This is a genomic window from Rhizobium sp. BK538 (assembly GCF_014197575.1).
Classification (GTDB): domain Bacteria; phylum Pseudomonadota; class Alphaproteobacteria; order Rhizobiales; family Rhizobiaceae; genus Rhizobium.
This window is the reverse complement of sequence record NZ_JACIFT010000002.1, coordinates 246,349-264,806: the sequence shown is the minus strand read 5'-3', so window position 1 is coordinate 264,806 and position 18,458 is coordinate 246,349. Positions and strand designations below refer to the sequence as shown.

Below are 18,458 nucleotides of genomic sequence, written 5' to 3'. Positions count from 1 at the left end.
CCGTACAAGCAGTGGCTACAATTTGAACGATCACAACGCCCAAAGGACTAGGCGATTTCCGTCTTTGCCACCATGGCCTGTTGAAGAGCCGTTCCGCCGATACGCTTTCCGGTGTCGTGAGTGAAGAAATGCAGTCTCTCGGCACCCACGACCAGCCGCAGTTCGGACGTTAATTCCGCCTCCGGAGACAGGGCTGCCGTCAGCGATTGATCGCCGAGATTTCCGTGCACGAGACGTTGGGAGCCGAGCTCTTCCACATAGTCCACTGCAACAGTCATGGCATGTTCGCCAGGGCTTGCGAGGCGCAGGTCCTCGGCGCGAATACCGACGGTGACAGATCCGGATGCAGGTGCATGACCGCCAAGGTCGATCAGGTTCGGGCCCAGTGCAAGCTTGTCGCCATGCAGCTCGCCCTGCAGCAGATTCATCGCCGGGGAGCCGATGAAGCTCGCGACGAAGGTCGACGCTGGGGTGTGGTACACGTCGAGTGGCGCGCCGATCTGCTCGATCTCGCCGCCGTTGAGAACGACCAGCCGATCGGCGAGTGTCATCGCCTCCAGCTGATCGTGGGTGACGTAGATCGAGGTGGTGCCGAGACGGCGCTGCAGCCGCTTGATCTCGCCGCGCATCGAGACGCGCAGCTTTGCATCGAGGTTCGAGAGCGGCTCGTCGAACAGGAAGGCGGCGGGCTTGCGGACGATGGCGCGGCCCATGGCGACGCGCTGACGCTGGCCGCCGGAAAGGGCGCGCGGCTTGCGCTCGAGATAGGCTTCGAGCTGCAGCATGCGGGCCGCTTCAGCGACGCGGGCGTCGATCTCGGCCTTCGGCGTCTTGCGGTTGCGCAGGCCGTAAGCGAGGTTGTCGTAGACCGTCATGTGCGGATAGAGCGCATAGTTCTGAAACACCATGGCGATGTCGCGTTCGGCGGGGTCGACCTTGTTGACGACGCGGTTGCCGATCTTCACCTCGCCCTTGGAGATTTCCTCCAACCCGGCGACCATGCGCAGAAGCGTCGACTTTCCGCAGCCGGAGGGGCCGACGAGGACGATGAACTCGCCGTCCTTGATGTCGATGTTCACGGATTTCACCGCATGCACGTCCCCGGTATAGATCTTGGAGACCTGATTGATTTCGATGGCGGCCATCGGCGTTTCCTTTACTTGTCGCTTTCGGTGAGGCCCTTGATGAACCAGCGCTGGAACACCACGACGATGATGACAGGCGGCAGCATCGCGAGAATCGCGATGGCGAAGGCTTCGTTGTAGTCGGGGATCTGCGCGCCGACCCAGACCAGCAGAATCTGCTTAATGCCGCGCACCAGCGTGTAGAAGCTCTCGTCGTTGGTCATCAGCATCGGCCAGAGATACTGGTTCCAGCCATAGACGAACATGATGATGAAGATGGCGGCCACCATCGTCTTCGAAAGCGGCACGATCACGTCGAAGAAGAACTTGATCGGACCGGCGCCATCGATACGCGCCGCTTCCAGCAACTCGTCCGGGATCGATTTGAAGAACTGCCGGAAATAGAAGGTGCCGGTTGCCGATGCCAGCAGCGGCACGATCATGCCGGTATAGGTGTTGATCAGGTGCAGCTGGTGCATCACCTCGTAAGAGGGAAGGATGCGGACTTCGAGCGGCAGCAGCAGCGTCGTGAAGATCATCCAGAAGAACAGCGTTCCGAGCCGGAAACGGAAGTAGACGATCGCATAGGCGGCGAGCATCGACAGGATGATCTTGCCGACGGCAAAGCCGATGCCGAGGATCAACGAGTTCATCAGCATACGCGTCCCGGTCACCTGCCCGGTGAAGCCGCCTTCGCGATTGAGCACGGTGCTGTAGGTCTCGGCGAAATGGTTGCCCCAGGTGAGGGTCAAACCTTGCCGATGGATCTCGGCGGCATCGTGCGTCGAGGTGAAGAAGGCAACGACGACAGGCGCCATCATGACGAAGACGCCGAGAAGCAGGATGATGTGATCGACTATCTTGAGACGGTACATTCCCGCTCCTCAATTGTAGTGAACGCGCCGCTCAAGGAAGCGGAACTGGAAGACGGTCAACACGAAGACGACGATCATCAGGATCACCGACTGGGCCGAGGAGCCGCCGAGGTCGTTGCCGCGGAAGCCATCCATGTAGACCTTGTAGACGAGCGTGATCGGGTTGTTGGCGGCCTTGTCCTTCACCATCACGTCGACGATGCCGAAAGTATCGAAGAGCGAATAGGTGACGTTGATGACGAAGAGGAAGAAGGCGGTCGGTGCCAAGAGCGGCAGGATGACGGTCCAGAACCGGCGGAAACCCGAGCGGCAGTCGAGCGCCGCAGCCTCGCGAACGGAAACGGGAATCCCCTGAAGGCCCGACAGAAAGAAGATGAAATTGTACGGGATCTGTTTCCAGACGGAGACGACCACCATCGCAAACGCCGTGTCGAAATAATTGAGACCGATCTTCATGTCCCAGCCGAACAGGGCAGCGAAACGCACGAAGGGACCGATGTGCTGGTCGAAGAACATCATGCCGATCAGGCCGGCGACCGGCGGGGCGATCGCGTAGACCGAAATCAGCAATGTTTTGTAGGTCGAGCTGCCGCGGATGACGGCATCGGCCTTGACGGCGAGAAGCAAGCCTAGCGACAGCGAGAAGAAAGTGACGAGTGCCGTGAAAATGGCTGTGAAGCCAGCAATCGAGCGGTACTCGGCGCTTTCGAGAACGCCCTTGTAATTGTCGAAGCCGACGAAGCTCGAGCCGAAGCCGAACGGGTCTTCCAAAAAGAACGAGGACTTCACCGCCTGAACGGACGGCCAGTAGAAGAAAATAAAGATGACCGCCATCTGCGGCAGCAGGAAGAGATAAGGCAGCGTCGGCGACGAAAACTGCACGCGCTTCATGGCGGGACCTTTTTGCAAAGCGGTTCCGGAGACGGCGAGCGCCTCCGGAACCGTGGTTTTCAGCAATGGGCTTTATCAGCCGGCAGTCTTGGCAAAACGCTCGAGGAGCTGGTTGCCTTCCTTCTCGATGGTATCGAAAGCGTCCTTGACGGAGGTTTCGCCCGAGAAGATACGGCCGTATTCGCGTTCCATGATTTCGCGGATCTGCGGATAGAAGCCGAGGCGATAGCCCTTCGACCACTCGCCGTCTTCGAGTTTCAGCTGCTTGATGCCGACTTCGGCCGCCGGTTCCTTGTCGTAGTAGCCTTCCTTCTTGGCGAGCTCGTAAGCTGCCTCGGTGATGGCGACGTAGCCGGTTGCCTGGTGGTAGAACTTCTGGATCTCGGGCGAGGTCAGGAACTGGAAGAAGTCCGCAACGCACTTGTTCTCTTCAGCCGACTTGCCGGACATGGCAAAGAGTGCGGCGCCGCCGATGAAGCTATGGGTGCCAGCGCCCTTGATCGAACCCCAGTAGGGCAGGAAGGTTGCCGAGAAGGGCATCGTTGCCGTCTTCTTCAGACCGCCGAAGGAACCCGAGGAACCGATCCAGAGAGCGACCTTGCCTTCTTCGAAGGGCTTCTGGTTGTCGGCCCAGCCGGCGCCGTAGTACTTGAAGTAGCCTTCGTCGGACCAGGCCTTCAGCTTGTCGAACATCATGATGAGGTTCGGATCGGTGACCTTGAGCTTGGTGTCGACGACGCTGTCGTAGCCGTTGTTGTTGGTGGCGAACTGAATGTTGTTGCGCGAGAAGAAGTTCTCGGTGAACTCCCAGGTCAGCTGCGACTGGACGAGCGGGATGTAGCCTGCAGCCTTGAGCTTCGGAGCGATCGCCTCGAATTCTTCCCAGGTCTTCGGGGCTTCGACGCCAGCCTTCTTCAACGCTTCCGGATTGGTGTACATGATCGGCGCGGAAGAGTTGAAGGGCATGCCGACGAACTTGCCGTCAGCAGCAGCGTAGAAATAGCGAACACCCGGAATGAAGGCATTGCGGTCGAACTTGTAGCCGGCCTCCTTGATCAGGTCTTCGGCCGGAACGACGGCGCCCTTGGCGTTGATGATGGTTGCAGCACCCGCGTCGAAGACCTGGAGGATGTTCGGCTGTTCGCCGGAGCGGAAGGCAGCGATGCCGGCAGCAAGCGCTTCTTCGTAGGTACCCTTGCTGATCGGGGTCAGGGCGCAGGCGGACTGCGAAGCGTTGAACTTCTGTGCCACCTCATTGATGACTTCGCCGTTGCGGCCGCCCATGCCGTGCCACCATGTGATGTTGGTCGCAGCAAAGGACGACGATGCCGAAAAGCTTACGGCCACAGCCGCCATCGAAATTTTCTTGAACATGGCTAATCCCTCTCCACCAGTTGTTGGGGTGAGGAGTGCAATAGAGGCCTTCCATGACGCCTCCTTAATGATTTGATGACAGGAGTGTTACATCGATACCTTTTTGCACGCGATTGCAATCCACATTAGAAGGCATTCGGAAAATGCCGCGGCAGGCGGCCAGGCAGGATGGCCACGATGTCGTAACGCTACGAAAGCACAGCATAATCGCGTTGCCTCGCCAACCACAGATCACTGGCAGCTCTGATGCGGTTTTGCGCCGTTGGCGACACGGCGTCGATGGCGCTCATGTGGTCACGGCGCGCCTTCACTTCCACGAAAATCGCCAGATTGCGCTTGCGTGCAATAATGTCGATCTCGCCGAGCTTGGTGCGATAGCCCAGTGCGACGATGCGATAGCCCTTGAGCATGAGATAAAGAGCAGCCAGATACTCGGAGACATGGCCCCGGCCAAGCGCCTTGCGGCGGTCGTTGGCCCTATCGCTCATCGCTGCCCTTCATATCGAGGAGACGCTGGTAGAGCTCCTTCTTGGAAATGCCTGTGATCCGCGACGCTTCCGCAGCCGCCTTGGAGGTCGGTAAGGTCTTCGCCAGGTCGGCCAGGATCGCATCCACATTCGCGGGTTCTACCGGGCGCTCTGGAGGCGGACCGATAACGAGCACGATCTCGCCTCTGACGCTATCGACGTCGGAATAATGGGCAGCAAGCTCCGCCAGCGTGCCACGACGAAACTCCTCATAGGTCTTGGTCAATTCACGGCAGACCGACGCAACGCGATCACCGCCGAGCACATCGGCGGCGGCGGCTAGCGTTGCGGCTATACGATGCGGCGATTCAAAGAACATCAGCGTTGCGGGAACGGCTTCGAACTCGGCCAGCCGATCGCGACGCGCCTTGTCCTTGGTCGGCAGAAACCCGGCGAAGAGAAAGGCGTCATTGGGCAGGCCGGAGCCAACCAGAGCGGCGAGCGGCGCGGAGGCCCCTGGAATGGGTATGACGCGATAGCCTGCCTCGATGGCTTTTTGCGCCAGACGATAGCCGGGATCCGAGACCAGCGGCGTCCCGGCATCCGAGACCAGGGCAACGGACTTGCCGGATTCCAGCGCCTGCAAGAGCCGTGGCCCAGCTTCATCGGCATTGTGTTCGTGGTAGGCATAGGGCCGGTTTTGAATGCCGTAGCGGTCAAGCAGGACGCGGGTGACGCGCGTGTCTTCGCAGGCCAGCACATCCGCACCTGCAAGCGTTTCCAGCGCCCGCAATGTGATGTCGCCGAGATTGCCGATCGGCGTCGCGACGAGGTAGAGCGCCGGTTCCAATGGTCGCGCCGGAATGGACATATTGTGCAGGCGGAAGCTGCGTTGCCTGCCACCTTCGGCCATCACATCGTCATTGCTCAAGATAGTTTCACTTTCTTTGGCTTCGCGCCTTTATGGGCGAGGCCTTGCAGTTCGGCAAGGCCGCTGCGATTTCTGTGAGCATTGCACGGGAAAACGGCAATTGCATTGACGCTTCCGCTGGTACCTCTTGCAATCGATCGCAAATTCCTGCCATTTTGCCTGTCCACTCTCTGGTCCCTCTTGGGCAAAAGCATTCCTTGCGGCGCGCAACATGTGCGCTCAAGCAGTAACGGTCGAAAGCGGTAGCATCCCATGCGTATTACAATTGAGCGGTCCAACCTTTTGAAGTCGCTGAACCACGTGCATCGCGTGGTCGAACGCCGGAACACGATCCCGATCCTGTCCAACATCCTGCTGCGCGCCGAGGGCCAGAACCTCGACATGAAGGCGACCGATCTCGATCTCGAAGTGACCGAAGCGACCCCCGCCAATGTCGAACAGGCTGGTGCCACGACCGTTCCTGCCCATCTTCTTTACGACATCGTGCGCAAGCTGCCGGACGGCTCCGAAGTCCTGCTGGCGACCAGTACCGACGGCGGCTCGATGACGGTTCAGTCCGGCCGCTCGAAGTTCTCGCTGCAGTGCCTGCCGGAATCCGACTTCCCGGATCTCACCGCCGGCACCTTCAGCCATACCTTCAAGCTGAAGGCGACCGACCTCAAGATGCTGATCGATCGCACGCAGTTCGCGATCTCGACCGAGGAAACCCGCTACTACCTCAACGGCATCTTCTTCCACACGATCGAGAGCAAGGGCGACCTGAAGCTGCGCGCCGTCGCAACCGACGGCCACCGCCTCGCCCGCGCCGACGTGAATGCGCCATCGGGCTCGGAAGGCATGCCCGGCATCATCATCCCGCGCAAGACCGTGGGCGAACTGCAGAAGCTTGTCGATGTGCCGGATGCGATCGTGACCGTCGAGGTTTCCGACGCTAAGCTCCGACTGAGTATCGGCTCGATCGTCATGACCTCGAAGTTGATCGACGGCACCTTCCCGGATTACCAGCGCGTCATTCCGACCAATAACGACAAGGAAATGCGCGTTGATTGCACGACGTTTGCGCAAGCCGTCGACCGTGTCTCGACGATCTCCTCGGAGCGTGGCCGCGCCGTCAAGCTCGCCCTCTCCGACGGTCAACTGCTGCTCACCGTCAACAATCCGGATTCCGGCAGCGCGACGGAGGAAGTCGCGGTCGGCTACGATACCGACTCGATGGAAATCGGCTTCAACGCGAAATATCTGCTCGACATTACGGCGCAGCTTTCCGGCGATGAGGCGATCTTCCTGCTTGCCGATGCCGGCTCGCCGACGCTCATTCGCGACACGACCGGCGACGACGCTCTCTACGTGCTGATGCCGATGCGGGTCTAACCGCGTCGCATTTCCCGTGCAAACTTTGCCAATTGCGACGTCGGGCCTTGTTTTTCGCTCGAACCAACTGCAATTAAAGACCGGGCTGCTTTGTTGCATATCTAGGAGGATGGTGGAATGGCGTTGCGCCTGAAGGAACGGCTGGGCAAGAAGTTTGACGAAGAGATCCGCTTCTTCAAGGGAATGATGCAGGGGCCGAAGACTGTCGGTTCGATTGTTCCCACCTCCTCCATTACAGCGCGCAAGATGGCGAGCGTCATCAACCTGCACTCCGGACTGCCGGTCCTCGAGCTCGGGCCAGGCACCGGGGCGATCACCAAGGCAATCCTCGGACGAGGCGTGAAGCCGGAGAACCTGGTCGCTGTCGAGTATTCGACGGACTTCTACGAGCACCTGGTCCGGCTCTATCCGGGCGTGAACTTCATCAATGGCGATGCGTTCAATCTCGATAAGACGCTCGGCGCCATGAGGGATCAAAAGTTCGATTCCGTCGTTTCCGCCGTCCCGCTGCTAAACTTCCCGATGCAGGCCCGCATCGCGCTTCTCGAGAGCCTGCTCGACCGCCTGCCGGCAGGCCGGCCCGTCGTGCAGATTTCGTACGGCCCTGTGTCGCCGATCATCGCGCGGCCGGATCGCTATCATATCCAGCACTTCGACTTTATCGTCCGCAACATCCCGCCGGCGCAGCTCTGGATCTACCGGCGCGGCTGAACCCTGTGTTCGGCCTCTACATCACGCATCCGCAGGTGAGGATCGATCCGGCGGTTCCCGTACCGAAATGGGGGCTGTCACAGCTTGGCGCCGCGCGCGCCCACAAAGCGGCCGAAAGCGACTGGGGAAAGCAGCTGCGGCGCGTCGCTTCCAGCCACGAGACGAAGGCGATCGAGACCGCCGAGATCCTTGCCGCCGCGGCCGGGCTGGCCATCGAGATTGTCGACGGCATGCATGAGAACGACCGCTCGGCAACCGGCTTCCTGCCGCCACCTGAGTTCGAGAAGGCCGCCAACTGGTTCTTTGCGCATCCCGAAGACAGCTTCAGGGGTTGGGAACGGGCAATCGACGCGCAGCGCCGTATCATTTCGGCCGTTACCAATATTCTCGCGTCGCATGATCCCGCCCTGCCCATTGCATTCGTCGGCCACGGAGGCGTGGGAACTTTGCTAAAGTGCCATTTGCAAGGCCGCCCGATCCGGCGCGATGGCGATCAACCGGGCGGCGGCGGCAATCTCTACTGTTTCAGCCTTGCGGATCGACGCCTGTCGTGCGACTGGACGCCTATCGAAGAGTGGCAGGGATGGATGTGACATGGATGCACGCGAGCGGCTGATCGTCGGGCTGGATGTTCCAACGCTTGGCGAGGCCGAACGGATCGTCGACACGCTCGGCGACGAAGTCGTCTTCTACAAGATCGGCTATCAGCTGGCCTTTGCCGGCGGCCTGGAGTTTGCGCGCGACCTTGCCAGGAGCGGCAAGAAGGTCTTCCTCGATATGAAGCTGCTCGACATCGACAACACCGTCGCCTCCGGCGTCGAGAACATCGTCAAGATGGGCATGTCGATGCTGACGCTGCACGCCTATCCAAAGGCGATGAAAGCTGCGGTGGAGGCCGCAAAGGGCTCCGATCTCTGCCTTCTCGGCGTAACCGTCCTGACCTCGATGGACGAACAGGACCTGATCGCGGCCGGCTACGAATATGACCCGCACACGCTCGTCCTGCGCCGCGCCGAACAGGCGCACCTCGCCGGCATGGGTGGCGTTGTCTGCTCCGCTGAGGAAGCGTCCGCCGTCCGCAAGATCATCGGCCCCGATATGGCGCTTGTCACGCCGGGCATTCGCCCCGTCGGCGCCGACAGGGGCGACCAGAAGCGTGTGATGACACCGGCTGCCGCGCTGAAGGCCGGCTCCAGCCATCTCGTTGTCGGCCGCCCGATCGTCAAGGCAGCCGATCCCAAGGAGGCGGCCCTGGCGATCCTCGCCGAGATGTCGGCGGCCCTTCAATAATCACGTGAGCCAGGGAGCATCTAAAATGGCAAAAGGATATTGGATTGCGCGCGTCGATGTTCGTGACGCGGAGCGCTACAAGGATTACGTCGCGGCGGCAAAGCCGGCCTTCGAAAAGTACGGCGCCAACTTTCTCGCCCGTGGCGGCGCGATCACCGAACTCGAGGGCAAGGCGCGCGCGCGCAACGTGGTGATCGAGTTTCCTTCGATGCAGCACGCTGTCGATTGCTACAATTCGCCGGAATACCAGATCGCGGCGAAAATCCGCCAGGATGTCGCCGACGCCGAGATGGTCGTCGTCGAAGGCATCTGAGGCGAGTTCTCAGCCATGACAACTGCGGCGCGATGGCCCTTTTCGTCGCGCCGCGATTGGTCTAAGACGAAACCAGATCGACCAAACAATTGAGCCTTTCGAGGAGCCTGCCATGACCCTTGCCAACCTGCCGCCACTCGTCACCGTGTTCGGAGGGTCCGGCTTCATCGGCAGGCATATCGTGCGCGTGCTGGCAAAGCGCGGCTACCGCATCCGCGTTGCCGTCCGCCGCCCTGACCTCGCCGGCTTCCTGCAACCGCTTGGCAATGTCGGACAGATATCCTTCGTCCAGGCAAATCTGCGCTACCGCAACTCGGTCGACCGCGCCGTCGAAGGCGCCGATTACGTCGTCAACTGTGTCGGCATCCTGCACGAGACCGGCCGCAATTCCTTCGAAGCGGTCCAGGAATTCGGTGCGCGTGCTGTCGCCGAGGCGGCTCGCGGCGTCGGCGCCAAGCTGATCCATATCTCGGCGATCGGCGCTCACGCCCATTCCGATTCCGGATACGCCCGCACCAAGGGTCGCGCCGAGGCAGCGATCCACGCGATCAAACCGGATGCCATCATCTTCCGCCCGTCGGTCGTTTTCGGGCCCGAGGACGGCTTCTTCAACAAGTTTGCCGACATGGCGCGCATCTCGCCCTTCCTGCCGTTGATCGGTGGCGGCAAGACGAAGTTCCAGCCGGTCTATGTCGTCGACGTAGCCGAGGCCGTAGCCAAAGCCGTCGAGAACAAGGTGACCGCAGGCGAAGTCTACGAGCTTGGCGGACCCGAAGTGCTGACGTTCCGCGAATGTCTCGAGATCATGCTGAAGGCAACTTGGCGCAAGAATCGCCTGGTCTCGCTTCCTTTCGGCATTGCCTCCCTGATCGGCAGTGTTGCCTCGCTCGTTCCATTCATCACACCGCCGATCACCGCAGATCAGGTACGGCTTCTAAAGAAGAACAACATCGTCTCCAAGGAAGCGGAAGCCGAGGGCCGCACCTTGAAGGGCATCGGCATCACTCCAACTCTGGTGAGCTCGGTGATCGGCTCGTACCTCGTGCAGTATCGTCCGCACGGCCAATACACTGGATCAGGCAAGGCCGCCTAAAGGCCAGCTGTCTATCTTGTAATCAGTAGTGCTGCTCGTGACCTCGCGGGCGGCATTTTTCTTGGAAGAGTCTTCCGGAATCGCGCAAGTTGTGGATGCTTTTTTTCTCTATGTCCGGCAGGCATTCGTTGCATAAAAGCCGCACGAAAAAATTAGCGGAATTAACACCAAATTTAGCAGGAAGATTTATTGCTATTTGTCATTTCACTGACTACACACCCCGCGCGTCTCCCAATGGACTCAGCGCCTTGACGGGGCGCCAACGACTTTTGAAAGGCTTTTTTCGATGGGTAGGTCAATCGCGCTCCTGTTTGCGTGTGCGGCGCTGGTGATTCTGGCAGGCTCCTTCATTGCACCCGGTTCGGTTGCAGCGGTGAAGGGCGAGTGCTCGCCAGCCTACGGCGTTGATCCCTGCGAGACCGGCTCCATCAGCCGATAACAAGAAACCGGCGCTGTAGCGCCTGGTTTTTCTATCAGATACGGCAAGTTCGATCAGAAGCTGAAGCCCGCGCGCTTCATGGTGTTTGTTCGTTGCTTCAGCGCGCAATCCGCATCCGCGCCATCGGTGCGCGAATGCGGCAATCAAAAACCGTTTCAGGCAATCATCCCGGTCGCCGCCATAGCGAGCAAAATGCCGCCGAGAATCATGCGGTAGATCGCAAACGCCGTAAACCGGTTGCTCCTGATGTAGGACAGCAGCCATTTCACGGCGACGAATGCGACAATCGTCGAAACGACGAAGGCGATTCCGAGGCTTGTCCAGTCCTCGTTTGCTGCGCCACCATCCTTGAACGTCTTCACCAATTCGTAGGCACTTGCGGCATACATTGTGGGGATGCCGACCAGAAAGGCGAATTCGGTTGCGGCTGCACGATTGCCGGTGCCTGCCAACATGGCAACGAAGATTGTTGCGCCGGAGCGTGACGTTCCCGGGAAGACGCCGGCGACCACCTGGGCAATGCCGACCAAGATGGCAACGAGCCAGGTTATCTCCTTGTGGGGCGGTCGGCGGGCGGCCGCCCATTCAGCAAAGATCATCCAGACACCGCCAATGATCAGCGCCCAGGCGATCGGCGTCGCATTCTCAGGCAGCTGAAATCCGAGCTTCTTCACGATCAGTCCGAGGATCGACGTGATGAGAAATGCGACAATCAGCTTAGCGGCGTAAGAGCGGTTGCGCGGATCACGCCAACCCAGAACGAGATCCAGAAGACGACGCCAATAAATGATGGTGACGGCGAGGATCGCACCTGCCTGAATGACGATGTTGAACATGTCCGATCGATGGCCAAGCCATTGCTCAGCAATGATAAGATGACCGGTGCTCGAGATCGGCAGAAACTCGGTAATTCCCTCGATTATGCCTAGAATTATAGAGTTCACATAGTCCATAAATTCTCTCCGTGGAGTTTGGTCGAGCTTGCGGTGGGGTTATGGCGTCTGGAAGTGACGAAGGCAGGGCGAGAAAGCAAAAATCGGTTTTCGGGCACGTACACTTCCCTTGTCCAGGCGGTCGGCAGCCCGACTCGCTTGTATTGGAAGGGCCAAGCTCCTATAGCTTCAACGAATGAGTCATGACTAGGGCGCTATAATCATCGCGCACCTGCAACGTGCCACACCCCTCAAAAAATCCGAGAATCGATGCCCACGCTCTATCATCACCCTATGTCATCCGCATCACGCTTCGTCCGGCTGATCCTGACGGAGTACGGCTATCAGGCGGACCTGATCGAGGAACAGACATGGGAGAAGCGCCGGGATTTCCTCGCGCTGAATCCAGCCGGAACATTGCCGGTTTATGTCGACGACAGCATGCGGGCGCTGTGCGGCGCCGCTGTGATCTCCGAATATCTCGACGAGACGCATGGCGTGCTCAAGCGTGACCGCCGGCTGCTGGCCGAAGATCCATTCCAGCGCGCCGAAATTCGCCGGCTGACGGAATGGTTCATGCAGAAGATGGAAACCGACGTGACCAAGCCGCTTGCCCGCGAGCGGGTCTATAAGCTGCAGATGACGGCAGACCAGGGCGGCGGCGCGCCTGACTCGAAGATCCTTCGCACGGCGCGGGCGAATATCCGCCAGCACATGAAATACCTGACATGGCTCGCAGGCTCGCGCCAGTGGCTGGCGGGTGACCGCATGAGCTATGCCGATCTGGCTGCTGCCTCCGCCGTTTCCATTCTCGATTATCTCGGTGAAATCGACTGGTCGGAAGCCCCTCTTGTGAAAGAGTGGTATCAGCGCCTGAAGTCGCGTCCATCCTTCCGACCGTTGCTCACTGAGCGCGTGCGGGGCCTGACGCCGGTGTCGCACTACGCCGATCTGGACTTCTGACGAGGGGCCTTCGATGGCATGGAAAACAAGGAACAGAAGCGCCGCGACACTCTCACCGCCTTCGTTCGCTCGGAGGCAAAGGCGTTGGGATTCGACTTCTGTCGCATCACGCAGCCGGACGCCATACCGGAGGCCAAGGAGCGGCTTGGCGAATTCATCGACGCGGGGCGGCATGGCACGATGGAGTGGATGGCGGAAACCCGCGACAGGCGCGGCGATCCGCGCACGCTCTGGAGCGATGTCCGGTCGATTGTCGTCTTCGGCCTCAATTATGGACCCGACGAAGATCCCCGCGAAGTTCTGACAAAGCCCGACAAGGCTGCGATCTCGGTCTATGCGCGCAATCGCGACTATCATGACGTCATCAAGGGGCGGTTGAAGGAGATTGCGACGCGTTTTGCAGCGCGCGCCGGGGCGGATGTAAAGGTCTTCGTCGACACCGCTCCGGTGATGGAGAAGCCGCTGGCTGCCGCGGCCGGCCTCGGCTGGCAGGGCAAACACACCAACCTCGTCAGCCGTGAGCTCGGTTCTTGGCTTTTCCTCGGCTCAATGTTCACGACCGCGGATTTGAACATCGACACCCCGGAAGTCGACCACTGCGGCTCCTGCCACGCCTGTCTCGACATCTGCCCGACCAATGCCTTTCCCGGTCCTTACCAGATCGACGCGCGGCGCTGCATCTCCTACCTGACCATCGAGCACAAGGGACCGATCGATCCGGCGTTGCGCCCGCTGATCGGCAATCGGATCTATGGCTGCGACGATTGCCTTGCCGCCTGCCCATGGAACAAATTTGCCCACGAGGCGTCCGAGATGAAGCTACAGGCCCGCGAGGACCTCAAGGAACCGACGATCGAGTTCCTGCTCAGCCTTGACGACGCCGCCTTCCGCACGTTCTTCAGCGGTTCGCCGGTCAAGCGTATCGGCCGCGATCGATTCATCCGGAATGTGCTCATCGCCGCCGGCAATTCGGGCGACCGCCGATTTGTCGAGCGATGTCGGGAACTGACACGGGACCCCTCGCCCGTCGTGCGTGGCATGGCGGTTTGGGCGCTTTCGCGCCTTCTTGAGGCTGGAGAATTTTTTGCCTTTGCGGCACAAAGGCCGGATGAGTCGGACAGCGATGTCTTGAACGAGTGGCGGCTAGCGGGAGCTGTGTGATGGATGTGATGATTTTCGGCTGCGGCTATTCGGGCAAGGCAATCGGCAAGGCCTTCATTGCTGATGGAGTGCGCGTATCCGGGACCACACGGGCGGACGACAAAGCAGCTGCCCTGCGCGGCCAGGACATTAACGCGTTCCTTTTCGACGGCGAAACCCTGGGGAACGACTTGCGCGCTGCAATGCGGGATACGACGCATCTCGTGCAATCCATTGCACCGCGGGAAAATGGTGACCCGCTGATCAGGCTGGCGGGCGATCGCTTGCGGGAGATGATGCCGGAGCTCCAGTGGATCGGCTACCTCTCGACGGTCGGCGTCTATGGCGATCACAAGGGCAATTGGGTCACCGAAGACACGCCATGCACACCGGTTTCCGGGCGGTCAAAGGAGAGGCTGGAAGCGGAAGATGGCTGGATGGCCTTCGGCGCCGAGGCCGATATACCGGCAGCCGTTCTCCGCCTCTCGGGCATCTATGGCCCGGGCCGCAATGCCTTCTGCAATCTGGAACGTGGCAGCGCGCGACGGCTGATCAAGAAGGATCAGGTTTTCAACCGGATCCGCGTGGAGGATATCGGCGCGGCGACGCGGTTTCTCGCCGAGCGCGGGCTCGGCGGCATTTATAATGTGACGGACGATCTGCCCGGCCCGCCGCAGGACGTCATTGTCGAGGCTGCACGCCTGATGGGCGTCGAGCCCCCGCCGGAGCAGCCTTTCGAGACGGCTGAACTCACGCCGATGGCGCGGTCCTTCTACGGCGAGAACAAGCGGGTCTCGAACGCCAAGCTGAAGGCCGCTGGCTTCACGTTTTCCTTCCCAACCTATCCCGCCTCGCTCGCGCAGCTGATGCAGAGCAACACTTGGCGCGATTAGCGGCACCGCCTCAGGCCGAGACCCCGAGAGCCGGTTCGGTCTTTACCCTTGCGAGCGGCGGGAACGCCAGTGCGATCGCTGCCGCGCCCAGCCCGACCAGCGCGGATCCAATGAAGAGCCACGAGTAGCTGTGGAACGTGTCGAAGATCCAGCCGCCGATCAGAGGCCCGAATGCCATGCCGAGGCTGGACAGCATTGTGGCTGCGCCGAACACAGTACCGATGATACGCGGCCCGAAATATTCCCGCGCAAGCACGGCATAAAGCGGCATCACGCCGCCATAGGCACTGCCGAAGATAATCGCGAGAACATAGAATTCGCCGAGCCGGCTGACGAAGAGATAGGTTGCCAGCGCGATCGCCTGGACGAGCAGGCCGGTAACGAGGACGGGCTTCACCCCGATCCTGTCGGCAAGCCCACCATAGAGAAGCCGGCCGCCGAGCCCCGCAAGCCCCTCGACGCTGTAGATGCTGACGGCAGCCATCGGTGCGATGCCGCAGATCGTGGCGTAGCTGACCATGTGGAAGATCGGGCCGGAATGCGCGGCGCAGCAGGCAGAGAACGTCAGGCCGAGCACAATGAATTGCGGTGAGCGCAACACCCGCGAGAGTTTGGGTCGCTCACCGTCCGATATAGTGGCGGCGGCACCGTCGCTCGCTTCAGCCGGCGGACGCCGGACGAGCAAGGCTGCGGGTATCAGCAGCACCCAGGCCGTGATGCCGATCAACAGCATTGCGGTGCGCCAATCATAAGCAGAGATAAGCAGGCGCGCGAAGGGCGAGATCGTCATCGGCGCGACACCCATGCCGGCAGAAACCAATGAGACGGCAAGGCTGCGGTTCTCCTCGAACCAACCTGTCGTCGTGGCGATCATCGGTGCAAAGAAGGTGCTGGCCGCAAGTCCGACCAGAATGCCGTAGGTCAGCTGAAATTGCAGAAGGGACTCCGCGCGGCTTGCCAATACGAGTGCCAGCCCAAGCGCGCCTGCGCCGATGAGAACGACAATGCGCGGACCGAAGCGATCGCTTGCGGCGCCCCAGAGAAAGCCGCCAATCCCCATAACAATGAAATTGAGCGTCATCGCAGTCGCGATGCCCGCGTGTGACCAGCCGGTCTCGATGGCGATCGGCTCCTGGAAGATCGCCAGTGAGAACATCGCGCCGAGCGCAACGCAGGTCATCAATGCCCCGGCCGCGACAATAATCCAACTGTAGGGTATGCTCATAACTTCCGCAGCCTCCCTGCCCAAGTTGACGAGGCGCGCACCGCTTGCGCGCTTGCAAGCTAAGACGTTCGCACAGCCGCACTTTCGACAACGCCGTCGTGCTATTTGTGCGATACCTCGGCAAACTCCCCTGCCAGCTTGATATCATGAGTTACCAACGCTGCGGGAGCGGGCTGCAGATTTTACTTCCTGTGGTTGTCCAAGGCAGCCATCAGCAGTTCAGTCAATGGGTAGAAAATTCCTACTTCGCCGACACAGCGCGCACAATCCAGCGCCGGTTTATGGTTAACGGCCCCTGAATTTGCTCAAATGAGGCATTAATTATGGCGCTCACGCAAAATTATTTTCGTTAATTTTGTGATCGTGGGTTGCGTGGATTTGAGCTTGCAAAAAACGTTCTAATTTTACTTGATTTCATTATCTTTTTTCCCATCTCCTTGATTTTTAGCGGCTCCATGTCGCGCATCTTGCCATCACAAATATTACGCTTTGTAATATTCCGTGATAATTGGGGGCACTTTTTCGCCACACTTGGCCGGATTCAACCCTCCCACCGCCCACAAGGCGCGAGTTCAACAGTTGAGGGACAATCCGTTTTGAAGAAAATTTGCCGTTCTGTTATCGCAGCAGCAACTATTGCAGCCTGTTCTACCATCCTTCCCGTTGAAGGATTTGCTGCAAATGGTTGCGGTGGCGCTTCATGGTACGCACTTCGCTCCAAAACCGCTTCCGGGGAACGTATGAACCCGACCATCAATACTGCAGCGCATCGTTCACTGGCATTTGGTACGAAGCTGAAAGTTACCAACCGCAGAAACGGACGCAGTGTCGTCGTCCGCGTCAACGATCGTGGCCCATTCATTCGTGGCCGCGTCCTCGATCTCTCCCGCGCCGCCGCCCAGAACATTGGTATGGTCAGCAGCGGCACCGCGAAGGTCTGCTACGAGGTCATAGGCTAAAGCATCTGTCGGCCCGAAGGGGTCCGCTTGCTCTTGCCGCCAATCGCGAGTACGACGCGATTGAAGACTTGTGTACAATCTGCTGCGTCTGTTGCGCTTCCTGCAGATTGTTCACAAGCCCGGTATTTTGACCCGAGGCGACTAGGAGCTGTGTGAATGCGTTTGGGCGGACGGCTCGAAGGGGCGATTTCGGTTCTTGCAGATATCGATGCCCGCAGACGGCCTGTAGCCGATGCATTGAAGGACTGGGGCCTCGCTCATCGCTTCGCCGGATCCGGCGATCGCGCGGCGATCGGCAATATTGTCTATGATGCGCTTCGTATGCGCCTCTCCCACGCGTGGCTGATGGACGACGATAGCGCATCCGCCATCGCCCACGCCGTCATGTTCCGGCAGTGGGGCTTCACGCCGGAAAGCCTTGCCGCGGAACTCACGGACGACAAGTTCGCGCCAAGCCCGCTTTCCGAAGCGCAGCTCTCCGCCTTCAACAGCCGCCGGCTGGCCGACGCCCCGGCTCATGTTCAGGGCGATATTCCCGAATGGGTGCAGTCCTCCTTGGAACGTGCCTTCGGCGATCAGTGGCTCGCCGAAGCGCAGGCCCTTGCCGGGCGTCCCACGCTCGATTTGCGCGCCAACATCCTGAAAGCCACCCGCGACAAGACGGTCAAGGCGCTCGAAAGAGCCGGCGCACAAGGGGCCGCGATCGCGCGGTACGGTATCCGGATTCCCGCCGGCGAAGGAGCCTCACGGCTTCCAAACGTGACAGCCGAGCTTTCGTTCCAGAAAGGCTGGTTCGAAGTACAGGACGAGGGATCGCAGATCGTTGCCGATCTCGTGCTTCCCAAAGACGGCGAACAGGTTCTCGATTACTGCGCGGGCGGCGGCGGCAAGACGCTCGCTATGTCGGCAGCCATGCACAACAAGGGCCAGGTCCACGCCTACGATGCGGATCGCAAGCGGCTCGCTCCGATCATCGAGCGGTTGAAGCGTGCTGGAACCCGCAATGTCCAAGTGCATGATGACGCCAAGGCCTTGAAGAGCCTCAGCGATCGCTGCGACAAGGTGCTCGTCGATGCGCCATGCACGGGAACCGGCACATGGCGGCGGCGGCCTGACACCAAATGGCGGCTGACCGCCAAGAACCTCGATGAGCGCACGGCCCAGCAGCAAGATGCACTCAAGCAGGCCAGCGCCTTTGTCCGCCCGGGCGGCGAGCTGATCTATGTGACCTGCTCGGTGCTGCCGCAGGAAAACGAGGAACAGGTCCGGCGATTCACCACCGAGAACGGCGACTACGAAATCGTCAGTGCCCTGCCTGCCTGGGATGGACTATTCGGAAAGGACAGTCCACGTCCCCGCTCGTCCGACGGCAGGACCATCACCCTGACGCCCGCCTCCACCGATACGGACGGTTTCTTCTTCTGCCGCATGCAGAGGAAAGGCTGAGCATTCACTCGGCGCCCCCAG

Annotated in this window: 19 protein-coding genes and 1 pseudogene; 12 read left to right on the top strand and 8 right to left on the bottom strand. The window is 60.2% G+C overall.

Translation table 11 applies throughout. The features are described from left to right. Window positions 1–47 precede the first annotated feature (47 nt). The 6 genes and pseudogenes from FHX09_RS03640 to rsmI all read right to left on the bottom strand — a co-directional run bounded on the left by FHX09_RS03640 (window position 48) and on the right by rsmI (window position 5,644). Window positions 48–1,145 carry a sn-glycerol-3-phosphate import ATP-binding protein UgpC gene (locus FHX09_RS03640; protein WP_007799524.1) on the bottom strand — a complete coding sequence of 366 codons (1,098 nt, stop codon included), beginning with the start codon at window positions 1,143–1,145 and terminating at the stop codon, window positions 48–50. An 11-nt stretch (window positions 1,146–1,156) separates the two neighbouring features. Then, window positions 1,157–1,999, bottom strand: coding sequence for a sn-glycerol-3-phosphate ABC transporter permease UgpE (gene ugpE, locus FHX09_RS03635; protein WP_007799522.1), 843 nt, complete (start codon window positions 1,997–1,999; stop codon window positions 1,157–1,159). Between the two features lie 9 nt (window positions 2,000–2,008). After that, a complete protein-coding gene (locus FHX09_RS03630; RefSeq protein WP_132592019.1) occupies window positions 2,009–2,890 on the bottom strand; it encodes an ABC transporter permease subunit in 882 nt (293 codons plus the stop codon). 75 nt (window positions 2,891–2,965) lie between these two features. Further along, complete coding sequence (locus FHX09_RS03625) at window positions 2,966–4,264, bottom strand: extracellular solute-binding protein (protein WP_184449291.1); 1,299 nt, start codon at window positions 4,262–4,264, stop codon at window positions 2,966–2,968. Between the two features lie 125 nt (window positions 4,265–4,389). Beyond that, a pseudogene (locus FHX09_RS03620) lies at window positions 4,390–4,752 on the bottom strand (YraN family protein). Beyond that, window positions 4,742–5,644 (bottom strand): 16S rRNA (cytidine(1402)-2'-O)-methyltransferase, encoded by a 903-nt coding sequence (rsmI, locus tag FHX09_RS03615; protein ID WP_132592017.1) that lies wholly within the window; start codon window positions 5,642–5,644, stop codon window positions 4,742–4,744. The pseudogene FHX09_RS03620 and the gene rsmI overlap by 11 nt, the downstream one beginning before the upstream one ends. A gap of 270 nt (window positions 5,645–5,914) precedes the next feature. Between rsmI and dnaN the strand changes: the two genes are divergently transcribed. From dnaN to FHX09_RS03580, 7 genes are all read left to right on the top strand, one after another. Continuing rightward, window positions 5,915–7,033 (top strand): DNA polymerase III subunit beta, encoded by a 1,119-nt coding sequence (dnaN, locus tag FHX09_RS03610; RefSeq protein ID WP_007799511.1) that lies wholly within the window; start codon window positions 5,915–5,917, stop codon window positions 7,031–7,033. Window positions 7,034–7,150: 117 nt separating this feature from the next. Further along, entirely contained in the window at window positions 7,151–7,744 is a 594-nt protein-coding gene (gene pmtA / locus FHX09_RS03605) for a phospholipid N-methyltransferase PmtA (RefSeq protein ID WP_007799509.1), read from the top strand. A 5-nt stretch (window positions 7,745–7,749) separates the two neighbouring features. Beyond that, the gene (locus FHX09_RS03600; RefSeq protein WP_132591881.1) at window positions 7,750–8,337 is read left to right on the top strand and encodes a histidine phosphatase family protein; all 588 of its coding nucleotides are present in this window, start codon (window positions 7,750–7,752) and stop codon (window positions 8,335–8,337) included. A 1-nt stretch (window position 8,338) separates the two neighbouring features. Then, window positions 8,339–9,034, top strand: a complete 696-nt coding sequence (gene pyrF / locus FHX09_RS03595; protein ID WP_132591879.1) for an orotidine-5'-phosphate decarboxylase — start codon at window positions 8,339–8,341, stop codon at window positions 9,032–9,034. A 25-nt stretch (window positions 9,035–9,059) separates the two neighbouring features. Beyond that, window positions 9,060–9,347 carry a DUF1330 domain-containing protein gene (locus FHX09_RS03590; protein ID WP_132591877.1) on the top strand — a complete coding sequence of 96 codons (288 nt, stop codon included), beginning with the start codon at window positions 9,060–9,062 and terminating at the stop codon, window positions 9,345–9,347. 112 nt (window positions 9,348–9,459) lie between these two features. Beyond that, complete coding sequence (locus FHX09_RS03585) at window positions 9,460–10,440, top strand: complex I NDUFA9 subunit family protein (RefSeq protein ID WP_132591875.1); 981 nt, start codon at window positions 9,460–9,462, stop codon at window positions 10,438–10,440. 286 nt (window positions 10,441–10,726) lie between these two features. Continuing rightward, window positions 10,727–10,879 (top strand): hypothetical protein, encoded by a 153-nt coding sequence (locus FHX09_RS03580; protein ID WP_007799501.1) that lies wholly within the window; start codon window positions 10,727–10,729, stop codon window positions 10,877–10,879. A 155-nt stretch (window positions 10,880–11,034) separates the two neighbouring features. Here FHX09_RS03580 and FHX09_RS03575 read toward each other — a convergent pair whose 3' ends face one another. Then, window positions 11,035–11,832, bottom strand: coding sequence for an undecaprenyl-diphosphate phosphatase (locus FHX09_RS03575; protein ID WP_132591873.1), 798 nt, complete (start codon window positions 11,830–11,832; stop codon window positions 11,035–11,037). Window positions 11,833–12,081: 249 nt separating this feature from the next. On the opposite strand from FHX09_RS03575, the gene FHX09_RS03570 reads away from it, so the two are divergent. The 3 genes from FHX09_RS03570 to FHX09_RS03560 are packed head-to-tail and all read left to right on the top strand — an operon-like array spanning window position 12,082 to window position 14,807. After that, window positions 12,082–12,774 carry a glutathione S-transferase family protein gene (locus tag FHX09_RS03570; RefSeq protein WP_007799497.1) on the top strand — a complete coding sequence of 231 codons (693 nt, stop codon included), beginning with the start codon at window positions 12,082–12,084 and terminating at the stop codon, window positions 12,772–12,774. Window positions 12,775–12,792: 18 nt separating this feature from the next. After that, window positions 12,793–13,935 (top strand): tRNA epoxyqueuosine(34) reductase QueG, encoded by a 1,143-nt coding sequence (gene queG / locus FHX09_RS03565; protein ID WP_184449289.1) that lies wholly within the window; start codon window positions 12,793–12,795, stop codon window positions 13,933–13,935. Beyond that, window positions 13,935–14,807: an SDR family oxidoreductase gene (locus FHX09_RS03560; protein ID WP_132591869.1), complete on the top strand. Its 873-nt coding sequence runs from the start codon at window positions 13,935–13,937 to the stop codon at window positions 14,805–14,807. The genes queG and FHX09_RS03560 overlap by 1 nt, the downstream gene beginning before the upstream one ends. A gap of 10 nt (window positions 14,808–14,817) precedes the next feature. Here FHX09_RS03560 and FHX09_RS03555 read toward each other — a convergent pair whose 3' ends face one another. Further along, a complete protein-coding gene (locus tag FHX09_RS03555) occupies window positions 14,818–16,032 on the bottom strand; it encodes an MFS transporter (RefSeq protein WP_007799490.1) in 1,215 nt (404 codons plus the stop codon). Window positions 16,033–16,628: 596 nt separating this feature from the next. Here FHX09_RS03555 and FHX09_RS03550 point away from each other — a divergent pair. Together FHX09_RS03550 and FHX09_RS03545 are read left to right on the top strand one after the other, a co-directional pair. Beyond that, window positions 16,629–16,991 carry a septal ring lytic transglycosylase RlpA family protein gene (locus FHX09_RS03550; RefSeq protein ID WP_024317743.1) on the top strand — a complete coding sequence of 121 codons (363 nt, stop codon included), beginning with the start codon at window positions 16,629–16,631 and terminating at the stop codon, window positions 16,989–16,991. Between the two features lie 156 nt (window positions 16,992–17,147). Then, window positions 17,148–18,437 carry an RsmB/NOP family class I SAM-dependent RNA methyltransferase gene (locus tag FHX09_RS03545; protein WP_132591867.1) on the top strand — a complete coding sequence of 430 codons (1,290 nt, stop codon included), beginning with the start codon at window positions 17,148–17,150 and terminating at the stop codon, window positions 18,435–18,437. Window positions 18,438–18,458 lie beyond the last annotated feature (21 nt).